The sequence below is a fragment of the Labrys sp. KB_33_2 genome, from assembly GCF_052114505.1.
Lineage (GTDB): Bacteria > Pseudomonadota > Alphaproteobacteria > Rhizobiales > Labraceae > Labrys.
Window position 1 is genome coordinate 37950 of sequence record NZ_JBFREW010000003.1, and the last position, 15938, is coordinate 53887.

General features: G+C 64.2%; 11 protein-coding genes. 4 read left to right on the forward strand and 7 right to left on the reverse strand.

What is annotated here, in order from left to right; genetic code table 11:
* Positions 1-122: 122 nt before the first annotated feature.
* Genes xdhC through xdhA form a run of 3 tightly spaced genes read right to left on the reverse strand, consistent with a single transcriptional unit; the run spans position 123 to position 4882 of the window.
* Entirely contained in the window at positions 123-1013 is an 891-nt protein-coding gene (gene xdhC / locus AB4037_RS05760; protein ID WP_441770850.1) for a xanthine dehydrogenase accessory protein XdhC, read from the reverse strand.
* Positions 1006-3390, reverse strand: a complete 2385-nt coding sequence (gene xdhB, locus AB4037_RS05765; protein WP_441770851.1) for a xanthine dehydrogenase molybdopterin binding subunit — start codon at positions 3388-3390, stop codon at positions 1006-1008. The genes xdhC and xdhB overlap by 8 nt, the downstream gene beginning before the upstream one ends.
* Entirely contained in the window at positions 3383-4882 is a 1500-nt protein-coding gene (xdhA, locus tag AB4037_RS05770) for a xanthine dehydrogenase small subunit (protein WP_441770852.1), read from the reverse strand. The genes xdhB and xdhA overlap by 8 nt, the downstream gene beginning before the upstream one ends.
* A 540-nt stretch (positions 4883-5422) precedes the next feature.
* Here xdhA and guaD point away from each other — a divergent pair.
* Positions 5423-6754 carry a guanine deaminase gene (guaD, locus tag AB4037_RS05775; RefSeq protein ID WP_434958774.1) on the forward strand — a complete coding sequence of 444 codons (1332 nt, stop codon included), beginning with the start codon at positions 5423-5425 and terminating at the stop codon, positions 6752-6754.
* Positions 6755-6810: 56 nt separating this feature from the next.
* Here the strand turns inward: guaD and AB4037_RS05780 are convergent, their stop codons facing one another.
* Positions 6811-7053, reverse strand: coding sequence for a hypothetical protein (locus AB4037_RS05780; RefSeq protein WP_441770853.1), 243 nt, complete (start codon positions 7051-7053; stop codon positions 6811-6813).
* Between the two features lie 38 nt (positions 7054-7091).
* Here AB4037_RS05780 and AB4037_RS05785 point away from each other — a divergent pair, with 38 nt between their 5' ends.
* Positions 7092-8549, forward strand: coding sequence for an NCS1 family nucleobase:cation symporter-1 (locus AB4037_RS05785; protein WP_441770854.1), 1458 nt, complete (start codon positions 7092-7094; stop codon positions 8547-8549).
* A gap of 106 nt (positions 8550-8655) precedes the next feature.
* On the opposite strand, the gene dctA is transcribed toward AB4037_RS05785, so the two are convergent.
* Entirely contained in the window at positions 8656-9960 is a 1305-nt protein-coding gene (gene dctA, locus AB4037_RS05790) for a C4-dicarboxylate transporter DctA (RefSeq protein ID WP_441771182.1), read from the reverse strand.
* A gap of 373 nt (positions 9961-10333) precedes the next feature.
* The gene (locus AB4037_RS05795) at positions 10334-11341 is read right to left on the reverse strand and encodes a carbon-nitrogen hydrolase family protein (RefSeq protein ID WP_441770855.1); all 1008 of its coding nucleotides are present in this window, start codon (positions 11339-11341) and stop codon (positions 10334-10336) included.
* 529 nt (positions 11342-11870) lie between these two features.
* Between AB4037_RS05795 and AB4037_RS05800 the strand changes: the two genes are divergently transcribed.
* A complete protein-coding gene (locus AB4037_RS05800; protein ID WP_441770856.1) occupies positions 11871-12833 on the forward strand; it encodes a hypothetical protein in 963 nt (320 codons plus the stop codon).
* Between the two features lie 13 nt (positions 12834-12846).
* Here AB4037_RS05800 and AB4037_RS05805 read toward each other — a convergent pair whose 3' ends face one another.
* Complete coding sequence (locus AB4037_RS05805; protein ID WP_434958771.1) at positions 12847-13749, reverse strand: LysR family transcriptional regulator; 903 nt, start codon at positions 13747-13749, stop codon at positions 12847-12849.
* A gap of 320 nt (positions 13750-14069) precedes the next feature.
* On the opposite strand from AB4037_RS05805, the gene gcl reads away from it, so the two are divergent.
* Positions 14070-15845: a glyoxylate carboligase gene (gene gcl, locus AB4037_RS05810; protein ID WP_441770857.1), complete on the forward strand. Its 1776-nt coding sequence runs from the start codon at positions 14070-14072 to the stop codon at positions 15843-15845.
* The last annotated feature ends 93 nt before the right edge of the window (positions 15846-15938 follow it).

Below are 15938 nucleotides of genomic sequence, written 5' to 3' on the forward strand. Positions count from 1 at the left end.
TCGACGGCATTCTTATTGCTGTGGCATGGGCGTGCAGAGGCGATCCTCGCCGCGAGCGGGAGAAGGGCGCCGGTACTTCAGGTCAGGTTCTGGCCGGAGTCTGGCCGGTACGAGACCGGCGATCAGCCGGTCGAGGCTGCGATGCCCGTCTTGGCCGGAGCCCAAGCGGGGCGTTGCAGCCTGGCGGCGCGCTGGGCGAAGCATCGCACCAGCTCGGCCGCCGTCAGGCTGGCAATGATCTCGGGGCGCTTGTCGTCGACATCGGCGCCGCCGATCGGGCAGGTCAGTTCACCGAGCATGGTCAGGGTGCCGCTGTTGCGCAGGAACTGGCTTTCGAACCGCTTGCGCTTGGTCTTGGAGCCGATCATGCCGACATAGGCGGCATCGCGGCGTTCCAGGGCCGCCTCGGTCAGCCGGTAGTCGAGCGCATGGCTATGGGTGAGGATGATATAGGCGGCGCCGGCCGGGGCGTCCGCGATGGCATCGGCCGGATCCTCCAGATGGCGCACGCGGCAGTTTTCGGGCAGGCCGGCGAGCATCTCGGCGCGATCGTCCACCAGCGTCACCGCGAAAGGCAGCAGGCAGAGCATGCTCGCGAGCGCCCGGCCGGTATGGCCGAGCCCGAATACCAGCACCGGCGGCCGCGCATCCATGAGCTTGGCCTCATGGTCGCCCAGCCAGGCGGCCACCTTGGTGGTCACCGGCTCGAAGCGCAGGGTGACATGGCCGCCGCAGCACTGGCCCATCATCGGGCCAAGCGGCAGGTCCATGCTCTGTGCCTTGGGGCCGCGCCCTTCCTTGCCTTCGGCGATCATGGACCGCGCCACGTCGATGGCATGGAATTCGAGATGGCCGCCGCCGATGGTGCCGGCAACCGCATGGGATGTCACCAGCATCAGCGCGTCGACGCCGCGCGGCGTCGAGCCCAGCGCCGCCGCGATCTCGACCAGAATGGCCTGGCGGCCATCGGCTTCGATCGTGGCGAGGAGCTTGCCGATCTCGAGATCAACCATGGCCCCCGCTCCTCTCCCGCACCTTCGCGCGCATCGCCTCGACGGCGAAGAGGACGCGCTCGGGCGTGGCGGGCGCATCGAGATCGGGGAAGATCTTGTGGTCGCCGATGCTGGCCACCGCATCCGACAAGGCGTGCAGGACGGAGACCGGCAACACCAGCGGCGGCTCGCCCACGGCCTTGGAGCGGTGGATCGAAGGCATGTGGTTGGGCTTGTTCAAGAGGTCGATGTTGAAGATGCGCGGACGGTCCGAAGCCACCGGGATCTTGTAGGTGGAGGGCGCGTGGGTGCGCAGGCGCCCCTTATTGTCCCACCACAATTCCTCGGTGGTCAGCCAGCCCATGCCCTGCACGAAGCCACCTTCGATCTGGCCGATGTCGATGGCCGGATTCAGCGAAGCGCCGACGTCGTGCAGGATGTCGACCCGCTCGACCCGGTATTCGCCGGTGAGCGTGTCGATCGTGACTTCCGAGGCGGCGGCGCCGTAAGAATAGTAGTAAAAGGCGCGCCCGCGGCCGGCCTTGCGGTCCCAATAGATGTCCGGGGTGCGATAGAAGCCGGAGGAGGAGAGCTGGATGCGGTTGCTATAGACCTCCTTGACGAAATCCGGCCATTCGATCTCGCGATTGCCGACGCGCACGCGGCCGGGCAGGAATTCGACCTGGTCGGCGGGAATACCGTGCTTCTCCACGGCGTAGGCGACCATGCGCTCCTTGATGTTGTTGCAGGCGTTCAGCGCCGCCATACCGTTGAGATCGGTGCCGGAGGAGGCCGCTGTCGGCGAGGTGTTGGGTACCTTGGCGGTGGTGGTCGGCGTGATCTTGACCATGTCGAGATCGATTTGAAAGGCCTGCGCCACCACCTGGGCGACCTTGATGTAGAGGCCCTGGCCCATCTCGGTGCCGCCATGGTTCACGCTCACCGAACCATCGGTATAGACGTTCACCAGCGCGCCGGCCTGATTCTGCCAGCTATTGGTGAAGGAGATGCCGAACTTCACCGGCGTCAGCGCGATGCCGCGCCGGAAGACGCCACCCTGGGCATTCTGCCTGGCGTTTTCGGCGCGGATTTCGGCGCGTCGGGCCTGATAGTCGCTCGATGCCTCGAGCTTGGCGATGATCTCGGCCGAGAGGTCTGCCTCCACCGTCTGGTGATAGGGGGTGAGGTCGCGGCCCGGCCCGCCATAGAAGTTGAGCTTACGGATTTCGAGCGGATCCTTGCCGGTGGCATAGGCCACTTCCTCGATCAGGCGCTCGGCGCCGATCGCACCCTGCGGCCCACCGAAACCGCGGAAGGCGGTGTTGGAGACGGTATGGGTCCGCAAGGGCTGGGCGTTGAGGCGCACGGCCGGATAGAAATAGGCGTTGTCCGCATGGAAGAGTGCGCGGTCGGTCACCGGGCCGGACAGGTCGGCCGAGAAGCCGCAGCGGGCGGCGAACAGGATATCGACAGCCAGGATATGGCCTTCATCGTCGAAGCCGACTTCGTAGTCGATCACGAAATCGTGGCGCTTGCCGGTGGCGACCATGTCGTCGTCGCGATCGGGCCTGAGCTTGACCGCCTGGCCGGTGCGCCTTGCCGCCAGGGCAGCGATGGCGGCGAAGATGTTGCCCTGGGTCTCCTTGCCGCCGAAGCCGCCGCCCATGCGGCGGATCTCGCAGGTGATGGCGTTGCTCGGCACATCCAGTACATGCGCCACCGCATGCTGGATCTCGCTGGGATGCTGGGTGGAGGAATAGAGGGTGACGTCGCCGTCCTCGCCCGGCACGGCGAGGGCGATGTGGCTTTCCAGATAGAAATGCTCCTGGCCGCCGAGATTCATCGAGCGCTTGATGCGCCGGGGGGCGGCAGCCATCGCCGCATCGAGATCGCCGCGGTTGAGGCTCATCGGTTCGGCGACGAGGTCCAAGCTACCGGATTTCTGGCCGTCCTTACGGGCGGCGGCGATGTCGAGAACCGCAGGCAATTCCTCATAGGTGATCTTGGCCTTGGCCACAGCCAGGCGCGCCTCGTTGCGGGTGCGGGCGATCACGGCGAAGATCGGCTGGCCGTAGAACATCACCTTGCCCTCGGCGAAGACCGGGTCGTCGTGATGGTTGGAGGGGCTGACATCGTTGACGCCGGGAACATCGGCCGCTGTAAGCACCAGTTCGACGCCGGGACTGTCCTTCACCGCCGAGAGGTCGATCTCCTTGATCAGGCCATGGGCACAGTGTGACAGGCCGAGAGCGGCATGCAGCAGGCCTGCCGGTTCGGGCATGTCGTCGATGTAGAGCGCCTCGCCGGCCACGTGCTTGTGACCGGAATCGTGACGGGTGGATTGATAGACGCCGCCGGTGACCTGATCGCGATTTGCAGCGAAGACGGGCTTATGCATGGGCGTCACTCCGGAGGATGCCGGCAACCCGGTGGACGGAACCGGTGGTGGTCTCGGCCTGGAAACGGCGGATCAGATTGGCGGCTACCGTCGAGCGGTAGCGTGCGCTGGCGCGCCAGTCGTCGAGAGGCTTGAAATCACTGGCCAAGGCGAGGGCCGCAGCTTCGGCGGCTTCGGCATTGAAGGCCCGGCCGGCGAGAGCCGCCTCGGCCGCGGCTGCGCGCTTGGGCGTGGCGGCCATGCCGCCGAAGGCCAATACGGCATTGGTGGTCAGGCCCGCCCCATCCAGCTCGAGGCGGAAGGCGGCGCACACGGCCGAAATGTCCTCGTCGAAACGCTTGGAGATCTTGGAGACGTGGAACAGCGTGCCCGGCCTGGGCTTGGGCACGATCAGGGCCTCGACGAAATCGCCAGGCTGGCGGTCCTGCTTCTTGTAGGCGATGAAGAACTGCTCGAGCGGCACGGTGCGCCGCTCACCGCCGCGCCGCAGCGTCACGCTGGCGCCGAGCGCGATCAGGAGCGGGGGGGAATCGCCGATAGGCGAGCCGTTGGCGACATTGCCGCCGATGGTGCCGGCATTGCGCACCTGCTCCGAGCCGAAGCGGCGAATGAGTTCGTCGATCTGCGGGTCGAGTGCGCCCAGCGCGGCGCGCGCGTCGCTGACCGAGACCAGGGCGCCGATGACGAGGTGGTCGCCCTTGTCTTCGATGCGGTCGAGTTCACCGACGCGGCCGAGCGTGATCACGGCGGCCGGACGCAGCAGCATCTTGGTGATCCACAGGCCGACATCGGTGGCACCGGCCACCAGGGTGGCATCGGGATGGGCGGCCGTGAGTTCGGCGAGCTGGTCCGAGGTGGCGGGAGCGAACAGCCTGCGCCCGCCTTCGGAAATCTCGATGACCTCCCGGTCGGCAAGACCGGCCAGCTTGCGGGCGATCTCGGCGCGGCCGACATTCAGCGAGTCGGTGCTGGAGGCCTCGATCTCATAGGCCCGGTCGAGCGCCGATACGATCGGGCCATAACCGGTGCAGCGGCACAGATTGCCGGCAAGAGCCTCCTCGATGCGCTCGCGCGAGGGCGCTTCGGCGGCGCCCAGCCACAGGGCGGTCAGCGACATCACGATGCCCGGCGTGCAGAAGCCGCATTGCGAGCCGTGCAGCTCCACCATCGCCTGCTGGACGGGGTGCAGGCCTCCACCAGCCTTCTTCAGATGCTCGACGGTGACGATGTGGCAACCGTCGAGAGTCGCCAGGAAGCGGATGCAGGCATTGATCGCCTCATAGCGCAGTTCGGTCTTGCCGCCGCCCTCTTGGCGCAGCCGTCCGACCAGCACGGTGCAGGCGCCGCAATCGCCCTCGGCGCAGCCTTCCTTGGTGCCGATGAGCCGGCGCTCGTTGCGCAGCCAGTCCAGCAGCGTCAGCGTGGGGTCGAAGCCCTCGAGCGAGAACTGGCGATCGTTCAGTAGGAATCGTACGGTCCGGCGCATGATCATCCATGTGGTTTTGGCGAGGACTGTTGACCAGTTTCCCGGTGTAGCCAACCCTGCAGCATAGTCGATGAAGGCACTGAAGCGAGCCAGGCGAAAATGCCCGGCCCCGAACATACCAATGCATGCCCGGCGACTGGCGACCCGAGAGTGGGTGCGCGGCGACGAACATGCCGGAGGGCTGGAGCCCGGCCGATCCACAACGGGATCGGACTATGTTTGGGGGTGTCGATCCGGCCTCCCTGCGCCGGCGCCTCCTCCCAAGATTTCAACCGGGCTCGTTCCTGGCCTCTTTGTAGCACTTATAATTTCTCGTGGGGCGTCGCAGCGGTAGACAGGCCTCGCATGAAGGACTTCCCAATAAAATGTGACAATCGCCTGAAAGGGATATGGTTATGATGACTGGCATGATCGGTGAGCCATGCCATGGGATCCTGACGCAGTCGCAGGTCCCACGCTGGTGCCCGCATTGAAGGCACGGCGTCTTCACCGGAGAAAAGCGCTCTAGTCGCGCGCCCTGTGCGCCAGCCAGAAGGAAGTGACGTTGTGACGACGAAGGATATCTCGCGGGCGGATACGGCCCTGCGCGGCCGCCTGTTGTGGTTCGTAGAGCGCCCGGAGGAGCACGGCGCGAGCGCCGTGCGTTATATCGAGGACGGTCTGCTGGTCCTGGCCGGCGGCAAGATCCTGGCGGTCGGCGAGACGTCCGTTCTGCGTCCCCAGCTTCCCGCCGGCGCGGTTGTTCACGATCATTCGGGCAAGCTGATCACGCCCGGCTTCATCGATCCGCATATCCATTTGCCGCAGACGCAGGTGGTGGCGTCCTGGGCAGCCCAGCTGCTCGACTGGCTCAATACCTACACTTTCGTCGAGGAGCAGAAATATGGTGATCCGGCCCATGCGGCCCGCGGCGCCGCCTTCTTCTTCGACGAACTGCTTTCCAACGGCACCACCACGGCGGTCGCCTTCTGCTCGGTACATTCCACTTCGGCGGAAGCCTTCTTCGCCGAATCCGAGCGGCGCAACACCCGTATGGCCGCCGGCAAGGTGATGATGGACCGCTATGCGCCCGATGCTCTCACCGACACCGCCAAGTCCGGCTATGACGAGAGCAAGGCCCTGATCGGACGCTGGCACGGCCGAGGCCGGCAGCTCTATGCCATCGCGCCACGCTTTGCCATCACCTCCACGCCCGAGCAGCTCGAAGCTGCTGCCACGTTGTCGCGCGAACATCCGGACTGCCTGGTCGAGACCCATATCTCCGAAAATCTGGAAGAAGTCGCCACCGCCAAGCGGCTCTATCCCGACTGCGCCGACTATACCGCGATCTACGAGAAATACGGGCTGCTCGGCCCGAAGTCGCTGATGGGGCACTCGATCCATCTGTCCGAGAGCGAGCGCCAGCGTTATGCGGATGCCGATGCGGTGGCGGTGTTCTGTCCGACCTCCAACCTCTTCCTCGGTTCGGGCCTGTTCGACTGGAAGGCGATGCGCGATCCTGCCAGGCCGGTGCGCATCGGCGTCGCCACCGATATCGGCGGCGGTACCTCCTATTCCATGCTCCAGACCATGAACGAGGCCTATAAGGTGCTGCAATTGCAGGGCCAGCGCCTGGATTCGCTGGCGCTGTTCCATGCCATGACGCGCGGCAATGCCATTGCCATCGGCCTCGAAGATCTGATCGGCAGTTTCGAACCGGGCCATGAATGTGATGCCGTCGTGCTCGACGCCAAGGCGACGCCGGCCATGGCACATCGCATGGAGACGGTGACCACCCTGGCCGAGGAGCTCTTCGTGCTGATCACGCTCGGTGATGACCGCGCGGTGGAGGAGACCTATGTCATGGGCGAGCCGAAGAAGCCGCGCAAGCGCAGCTGAGACGGAGTATCTGGCCTGAGTTCGCCCACCGTCGCGGATTGGCGACGGTGGACTTTTTATTGCCGGCCTGCTGCGACTTTGCGCGCGCCCATGGTTTGCGGCTGTGCAGGTTGCTTCTCATTCGAGCAGTATTGGCTGAGCTGGCGATCGAGAGAGGTCAGTACAGATAAAATATCGGTTCTTATTGTTTTGATGTTGATTGACTTGTCTCTTGAGAAGGCTCTGACTGCGACATGCAGGGCCAAGATTCGGCTCAGCCATGACGAATGGAATTGCCGCCGGACATTACCAGACGTCATGCCATGATCTCCGGCGGGCAGGGCAGGAGAGTCGATAAATGGAGATCAAGGGGGCATCGCCCGACCTCTACAACGAGGATCTGGCACCGGCAAAAGTCCGCAATTGGGGGCCGTTCAGCATCTTCAACGTCTGGACATCGGACGTGCACAGCCTGTGGGGTTATTATCTTGCGGCCAGCCTGTTCCTGTTCTGCGGTGGCTTCGTCAATTTCATCGTGGCCATCGGCATCGGCTCGCTGGTCATCTACGCGCTGATGAACCTGGTGGGTTATGCCGGCGTGAAGACCGGCGTGCCCTATCCGGTGCTCGCCCGGGCCTCCTTCGGCATCTGGGGCGCGAACCTGCCGGCTCTGGTGCGGGCCGTGGTTGCCTGCTTCTGGTATGGCGCCCAGACATCGGCCGCCTCGGGGGCCATCGTCGCGCTGCTGATCCGCTCGGAGAGCTTGGCCCAGTTTCATCGCGACGTGCATTTCCTCGGCCATTCCGGGCTCGAAGTAATCTGCTTCGTGGTGATCTGGGCCCTTCAGCTCCTGATCATCCAGAAGGGCATGGAGACGGTGCGTCGCTTCCAGGATTGGGCCGGCCCGGCGGTGTGGGTGATGATGCTGATCCTGGCGATCTATCTCTGCGTCAAATCCGGCAGCTTCGCCTTTTCCAGCGATATTCCCCTCGAGGTTCTCCTGGAGAAGACCAAGGATGCCGGCGTGCCCGGCACGCCCGGCTCCTGGACCTCGCTGTTTGCGGTCGCGGCGATCTGGGTGACCTATTTCTCAGCGCTCTATCTGAATTTCTGCGATTTCAGCCGTTACGCGCCCGACAAATCAGCGGTGCGCACCGGCAATCTCTGGGGTCTGCCGGTCAATCTGGTACTGTTCTCCATGGTGGCTGGCGTCACCACCATCGCGGCCTATGACGTCTATGGCGAGGTGCTGCTGCATCCCGACCAGATCTCGGCGAAATTCGACAGCTGGTTCCTGGCTCTCCTCGCCGCGCTGACCTTCGCGGTGGCGACGCTGGGCATCAATGTCGTGGCGAACTTCGTCTCGCCGGCCTTCGACTTCGCCAATGTCTTCCCGCGCCGCATCGACTTCAAGAAAGGTGGCTATATTGCAGCGCTGATCGCCTTGGTGCTCTATCCCTTCGCACCCTGGGAAGGCAGCGCCGCCAGCTTCGTCGGCGTCATCGGCTCCACCATGGGGCCGATCCTCGGGGTGATGCTGGTCGACTATTATCTCATCCGCAAGGGCGAGATCGATGTCGAGGCGCTCTATCGCGAGGATGGCGAGTTCCGCTTCCAGGGCGGCTGGCATGTCAAGGCGCTGATCGCAGCCGGCATCGGCGCGCTGTTCTCCTCCATCCTGCCCAACCTGACCAATTGGCTGCCGGCCTGGTGGGGCATCTATGGCTGGTTCTTCGGCGTCGCCATCGCGGGCGTCATCTACTATGTGCTGCGTTCGCTGGCGCCGGGCGTGAAGGTGTCGGGGGCAAAGGCGTAAAAGGTACTCGGGCGAGGGAGATGCGCCGCCGCCGCTCCCTCGTTCCGTACGAAGCTGGGGCGATGTCCCCATCCCCGACTCAAAGTGGGGCGAGTGGCCTTCTTTGTCAGTCCGCCATGTCGCCATTCTCTTCGAGCACCTTGGCGGCTCTTGCCCGGTCGAGGTCCCCTTCCCAGGCGGCGATGACCACGGTGGCGACGCAGTTTCCGACGAGGTTGCCGACGGCGCGGGCCATGCCGATGAACCAGTCGACCGAGAGGACGAGCACGAGGCCGATGGCGGGAATGGAGGGGATCGTGTTGAGCGTGGCCGCCAGGATCACGATGGCCGAGCCCGGTACGCCGTGGGCCCCCTTCGAGGTCAGCAGCGAGACCCCCAGCACCAGAAGCAGATCCCCGAGCGACAGCGGCGTGTTGGTGGCCTGGGCGATGAAGACGACAGCCAGCGTGAGATAGATCGAGAAGGCATCGAGATTGAAGGAATAGCCGGTGGGAATGACGAGGCCGACCACCGATTTGCGCACGCCCAGATGCTCCAGCTTGCGCATCACCTGCGGCAGGACGGCGTCTGAAGAGGCGGTCGCCAGGACGATGGCGAGTTCCGCGCGCAGATAGGCCAGGAACCGGAAGATGTTCAGGCCGGTCATCCACATGATGCTGCCCAGCACCACGATGACGAAGGCGGCGACGGCGACATAGTACAGGCCGACCAGCGAGACGAGTTGCTGCAGCGATCCGACGCCGTATTTGCCGACCGTGTAGGCCACGGCGCCGAGGACGCCCAGGGGCGCGAGGCGCACGATGAGCGACATGGCCTTGAACAGGATCGTCGCCACTGCATCCACGAAGGAGGAGATCCTTTCCGCCTTCTCGCCGCCCACGAGCGCGAGGCTGATACCGAAAACGATGGCGAAGAACAGGACTTGCAGCACGTCATTGCGCGCGAGGGCATCGATCGAGGTGGTCGGGATGATGTTGAGGATGAAACTGCCGACGCCGGCGCCCTGCATCTTGTGCGCATTGTCGGCATAGCTGCCCATAGCGCCGGCATCGAGCTTAGTGGCATCGACATTCATGCCGTGGCCGGGGCCGGCGACGAGGGCCAACAGCAGGCCGAGGGCGAGGGCCACCGTGGTCACCACTTCGAAATAGATCAGCGCCTTGACGCCGACGCGCCCGACCTTGCGCAGGTCCCCGGCGCCGGCGATGCCGTGCACCACCACGCAGAAGACGATCGGCGCCACGATCATCGAGATCAGCTTGAGGAAACCGTCGCTCAGGACCTTCAACTGAACGGAGAAGCCCGGCGCGGTCATGCCGAGCACGACGCCGAGCGCGAGCGCGACGAGAACCTGGAGGAAGAGGGAATTGATGAGTGGTTTTCGGTCGGCCGGGGCCGTGATGGCATCCATGGTCATCGGAATAGTCCTGTCCGAAGGGGCAGCGGTCGGTGGTTGCCCCGCAACCGGCCGGCACGTCCTGCGCCTGAGGTGACGACGAGCCCACCCCCGCGTCGCCGACGGCGCGCGTCAGGCTCGCTCAGGAAATTCAAGCAAGGAGCATGCCAGCTGACATTCGCCGTGGCCTTCGTGCCGAAGGGTGGACACCCTCTTGCGCAGCATTGATGCGGCGACAGTGACCAAAGGCGCCCGGCGGCAATGCAGTTCACATAAGGAGGAAACGCTCCGATTTGTCATTGCCGGGTCAAGCCCGGCAATGACAAAGGTCGTGCAAACTCGAAGACGCTTAAGTGAACGGCATTGGCCTTTGGGTCTCTTTTGCCGATCAGAACGAAGTGCGGGCGTCGCTTCTGGGATCGCCGTCTATCTTATGCGACTCGTAAAGATCGGAGCGGGCGGTTCGTCGCCATGGCCGCGCGGGATGCTCGCGATCGGCCGAGATGTCGGTGACGACAAGGGCCGCCCCGCCGTCTGCCGGGCATTGGGCTTTCCATCGGCCGTCCGGCGCGGCTATTCCAGCGGGGATCGTCACGCTTTGCGGCGCATGGGCGGCGTAACTGACCCAATAGGCATTGCTGGCGGCATGTCCCAATGCCTCCGCCGCGAAAGGCGGTGCGGCCGATGGGGTCTCTCCCGTCGTCGAGAACAGAACGCAATCGACATCCAGACTCTCATACTCGGTGAATATCTCCGGATAGTGCGCCTCCATACCGAGCGCACAACCGAAACGGAGGTCGTCGACCTCGAAGGTCACCGGGCCTTTCCCCGGCGAATACATGAAGGAGATCTTGGTGTTCGAGAGCAGGCGCTCGTCATAGCGGGTGACGAGGTCGCCGCGATCGGACACGACATAGAGGCTGTTGTGCGGCCGGTGCGGCGGCGTGAGGCGATGGACCGACCCGAACACTGTCCAGAGCCCGAGTTCCCGCGCGAGCGTGCTGATCATGTCCAGTTGCTCGCGCAGAACCGCCCAGTCGAATCGAGTCCAGTCGGAAGGGCCGATATCCCCAGGGCCGTTCTGCGACATGATGCGCTTGTTGGGGGAGCAGGTTGCGCCCTCCGGGAAATGGATGAGCCGCGCGCCTTCCTTATGAGCCTCACGCATCAAGCGCCGCATTTCCTCGCCAGTGGCGCGGAACCCGGAACTATCGCGGGGATCGTTGAAGAGCGAGGTTTGCGCGACCGCCAGCCGTAGCGATTGCGTGTCGGCATGGCTCGGCGACGGATCATGTCCCGATGTCTGGCGAATATGTCTGAGAGCGGCGGTATAGGACTCGCCCGTTTTGGCTGCGCGCGCACGGACACGGCGCTTGAGATTGCCATTCTGCGTCATTGTCAGGCCTTTCACGCCCCGGACGCAAGTTCCCCAGCAACCACGCCCGAAACGATCGGACCACGACAACGACCCGAGACAGAAGTCCCTTTGCCTCCGTTTAAGGCCATGCTGGGGAAGGCCTTGGGAGGTTGGGCGTCGGTCACGCCTATGCGCAAAAATGTCGGCCCGGTGGTAATTCGTCAAGTGGCCATGGACCCGTGCAAACCCGCCGCGGCAACCTCCCTAGTCCATATTACCCAGGGGCGTTGCCGAGCTCGAAGCTCTCCACCATGCCTTCCGAAGTCTGGAGGCGAATGCGGACGAGATGGCTTGGAGCATGCCACAGGTCTACTTGCTTCAAGATCGGAGAAAAGCTTCTCTCTCTCATAATAATTCTCTCCTGTGGCACCGATTGTGTCGAATTTTTCTCAAGCGGTAGGTATCTACCGTCCGACGCTTTACATAATTGTCAAATAATACTTCTTGAGAGATATGGAGGTGCCTGTATAGACTGTGTCATATACTTCGCAGTTCATTCGGGGTGGCAATGAATTGGAACGGCGCCTTTCCTTTCGACAGTCACGACATGTCGGTGCTTTACACCATGGAGGTCGCACGGCACGAGGAGCGGCAAAGGCGCGGTGCCGAGATCGCAGCGGCCAATGCCGCGCTCGATATCTATGCCGGCATCGATGGCACCGGCCCCTATTCCGACCGGGCCTATGAGGCGGAGTTCGGCGATAGTTTCGTACAGCGCCTGCATCGGAGCTGGGGCAACGAAGCGCGATATTACCGGCGCGGCCCGAGCCTCGACGGCGTCTCGACGCCGGCCCTGGGGATCGGCGCCTATCGCTCTGTGCGTGAGCGCTATCGGCACAAAGCGTCCGGACCCAAACGTATCTTCTTAGCCGGCTATAGTCGTGGCGGTGCGGCAGTGGTCTATACCGCTTCGCTGCTCGCGCTGGAGGGGATTGCCGTCGACGGTCTATTCCTGTTCGATGCGGTCGACAGGCAGCCCTTCAATGCGCCGCTCTTCATTCCACCCAATGTCCGGGTGTGCTTCCATGCCCGCCGGGATCCGAAGACGGGTTCACGGTCGCTGTTCGGCAGCTATGCGACACGGCGCATGCCGGGCGCGCCCACCATTTACAAGCAGCAATATTTCTTCTGTACCCATGGCGGCATGGGTGGCACGCCCTGGGGCGTCGCCGATCCGGACGGCATTATCAACGAATCCAACGATTATCTGCCGCCCGGCGCCGGCGGGGCGCGGCGTCCGTCCGTTTCGGCGGCGGAGCGGCTGGCCGGCGACCGGACGACCCGCGAAATCCTGAAATATACGGCACCGGGAGCCTATGGCGCCCTGGAGGCCTATGACGCCTACAAGCATTTCGGCAGGACAAAGGTGACCTTGGCCCAGGAGCAGGCCGAGTCGGCCCGGGTCTGGATCTGGATGTCGACGGCCCTGAAGGTCCTGCGCCGGGAACTGGCTGCCGTCCCGGTCTCCTGAGCGGCGGAAACGTTTATTGGCGGCCCGGCCGGGCCCGCCAATCGGCCAGGAAGCGGCGCGCGAAGCCCAGGAAGCGTGCCAGCACCGGGCTGGGCTCGCGCTGATAGACCATGCTGACGTCGGCAGTGGGGGTCGGTGGCACGAGGTCGCGGTAAATAACTTCGGGCCGCGACAGGGCGCTGACGCTGCGCGGGGCAAGGGCGATGCCGAAGCCCGCCGCGACCAGGCTGGTGAGTGAATAGGATTCGATCACCTGTTGGCTGATGCGGGGAATGAAGCCGGCCTCTACGCAGCATTGGCGCAGATAGACCGCAAAGCTGGAATCACGCAGGCGCAGGAAGACATGCTCGTCCTCGTGGAGTTCGGCGAGAGCGATGGAGCCGCGCTCGGCGAGGCGATGGCCTGATGGCAGGAAGACGCCGACAGGCTCGCGCCAGGCGGTCTCGCGGACGAGTTCGGCATCCTCGGGCGGCATGCGCAGGAAGCTGACGTCGACGGCCCGGGTCGAGAGCGCATTGAGCTGGGCTTCGGGGGCCATTTCGTGCAGGCCGATCACCACGCCCGGAAAGCGGCGCCGGTAGTCCGCCATCAGGGCGGCGAGCGGGCCGAGCAGCATGGAGCCGGTTGCCGCCACGTTGAGTGCGCCCGTCATGCCCTGGCCGATCGCCTTGACCTGCGTCGCGGCAAGTTCGGCGCTGGCGATGATGCTGCGCGCATGGGCGAGAAAGGCCGTGCCGGCTTCGGTGAGCATCACCTTGCGGCTGGTACGCAGGAACAGCACGGCGCCGAGCTCATGCTCGAGGTCGCGGATTTGCTGGCTCAGCGGGGGCTGCGAGATGTGCAGGCGCTGCGCGGCGGCCGTGAAGCTGAGTTCCTCCGCCAGGGCGATGAAGTAGCGCAGATGGCGCAGTTCCATGGCAGCCACCGATCCATATCTTTTAGCTATTGATTATACCGAACCATATATTGGACTAATAGTCGTTCCCCTGCAATCTTCAGGCAGCAATGAGCGGGAAAGACCGCTCCGTCGAACAATTCATACCGCCTTGGATTCGATCCCGTCGGTCGCATGCGAGGCGCGATTTTCAAGAACGACGTTCAATCCCGTTGAATCGAATATCGTTCATGATTTCAAAAAGATAGACGCGTCTTTCCGATCCAGTCGGATCGGAAAGCGCTATGAAACCGACGCAAATTCCGATCCGCGGATCGAAGAATGCTTGAGGAGAAACGCTCATGGCCCGCATGACCGCGGCGGAAGCTGCTGTGCACATCATGGAGAAGGAAGGCGCCCAGTGTGCTTTCGGCGTCCCCGGTGCTGCAATCAACCCGCTCTATGCCGCGCTGCGCCCGCGCAACCAGATCAAGCATGTCCTGGCCCGCCATGTCGAGGCGGCGTCCCACATGGCCGAAGGCTATACGCGTGCCAAGGCCGGCAATATCGGCATTTGCATCGGCACCTCCGGCCCGGCCGGCACCGACATGATCACGGGTCTCTACTCGGCGGCGGCCGATTCCATTCCAATTCTGTGCATCACCGGCCAGGCGCCGCGCGCCCGTCTGCACAAGGAGGACTTCCAGGCCGTCGACATCGCCGCGATCGCCAAGTCCGTCACCAAGATGGCCGTCACCGTGATGGAGCCCGCCCAGGTGCCCGGCACCTTCCAGCAGGCCTTCCATCTGATGCGCTCGGGCCGCCCCGGCCCCGTGCTGATCGACCTGCCCTTCGACGTGCAGACGGCCGAGATTGAGTTCGATCCGGAAACCTATGAGCCGCTGCCCGTCTACAAGCCCAAGGCCACCCGCGCCCAGATCGACAAGGCCATCGCCCTCCTCCAGGCGGCCGAGCGCCCGCTGATCGTGGCCGGCGGCGGCATCATCAATGCCGATGCCTCCGACAAGCTCGTCACTTTCGCCGAACTGACCGGCGTGCCGGTGATCCCGACCCTGATGGGCTGGGGCACCATCCCCGACGACCACCCCTTGATGGTGGGCATGGCCGGCCTGCAGACCAGCCACCGCTACGGCAATGCCACGCTGCTCGCTTCCGACTTCGTGCTCGGCATCGGCAATCGCTGGGCCAACCGGCACACCGGCACGGTGGAGGTCTACACCAAGGATCGCAAATTCGTGCATGTCGACATCGAGCCGACCCAGATCGGCCGGGTCTTCGCGCCCGATTACGGCATCGCCTCGGATGCGGGCCTGGCCCTCGATGTCTTCATCGAAGCCGCCCGGGAACTGAAGGCGCAGGGCAAGCTCAGGGATCGCTCCACGTGGCTGGAGGAATGCCGCGAGCGCAAGAAAACCCTGCTCCGCCGCACCCATTTCAGTGAGACGCCGATCAAGCCGCAACGCGTCTATGAGGAGATGAACAAGGCTTTCGGCCGCGACACCACCTATGTCTCGACCATCGGCCTGTCGCAGATCGCGGCCGCCCAGTTCCTGCATGTCTACAAGCCCAGGGGCTGGATCAATTGCGGCCAGGCCGGTCCGCTCGGCTGGACGCTGCCGGCGGCGCTCGGCGTCTGCGCTGCCGATCGCAGCGCTTCGGTGGTGGCGATCTCGGGCGACTACGATTTCCAGTTCCTGATCGAGGAGCTGGCCGTCGGCGCCCAGTTCAACCTGCCTTACGTGCATGTGCTGGTGAACAACGCCTATCTCGGCCTGATCCGCCAGTCCCAGCGCGGCTTCAACATGGACTTCCAGGTCCAGCTCTCCTTCGAGAACATCAACACGCCGGAACTGGGCGTCTATGGTGTGGACCATCTCAAGGTGGTCGAGGGCCTGGGTTGCCGCGCCATCCGCGTCACCGATCCCGAGAAGCTCTATGACGCCTTCCAGGAGGCCAAGCGCCTGGCCGCCGAACTGCGCGTGCCGGTGGTGGTCGAGGTGATGCTGGAGCGCGTCACCAACGTCGCCATGGGCACCGATCTCGACAAGGTCACGGAGTTCGAGGATCTCGCCCTCGACGCCTCCGACGCGCCCACCGCGATCGCGCTGCTGGACTGAGTTTTTACCCTCCCCTGGAGGGGGAGGGTCGGCCAATAGGCCGGGGTGGGGTGAGAACCGCTGCCCCTGGCCAATGTGATTGAATGAGAGCTC

Bases quoted from the DNA above. Each gene is read 5' to 3' on its own strand.
- dctA (WP_441771182.1), bottom strand. From the start codon at position 9,960: ATGGATGCCATCACGGCCCCGGCCGACCGAAAACCACTCATCAATTCC.
- xdhA (WP_441770852.1), bottom strand. From the start codon at position 4,882: ATGATCATGCGCCGGACCGTACGATTCCTACTGAACGATCGCCAGTTC.
- AB4037_RS05785 (WP_441770854.1), top strand. From the start codon at position 7,092: ATGGAGATCAAGGGGGCATCGCCCGACCTCTACAACGAGGATCTGGCA.
- AB4037_RS05805 (WP_434958771.1), bottom strand. From the start codon at position 13,749: ATGGAACTGCGCCATCTGCGCTACTTCATCGCCCTGGCGGAGGAACTC.
- gcl (WP_441770857.1), top strand. From the start codon at position 14,070: ATGGCCCGCATGACCGCGGCGGAAGCTGCTGTGCACATCATGGAGAAG.
- AB4037_RS05800 (WP_441770856.1), top strand. From the start codon at position 11,871: ATGAATTGGAACGGCGCCTTTCCTTTCGACAGTCACGACATGTCGGTG.
- xdhC (WP_441770850.1), bottom strand. From the start codon at position 1,013: ATGGTTGATCTCGAGATCGGCAAGCTCCTCGCCACGATCGAAGCCGAT.
- AB4037_RS05780 (WP_441770853.1), bottom strand. From the start codon at position 7,053: ATGACGTCTGGTAATGTCCGGCGGCAATTCCATTCGTCATGGCTGAGC.
- AB4037_RS05795 (WP_441770855.1), bottom strand. From the start codon at position 11,341: ATGACGCAGAATGGCAATCTCAAGCGCCGTGTCCGTGCGCGCGCAGCC.
- xdhB (WP_441770851.1), bottom strand. From the start codon at position 3,390: ATGCATAAGCCCGTCTTCGCTGCAAATCGCGATCAGGTCACCGGCGGC.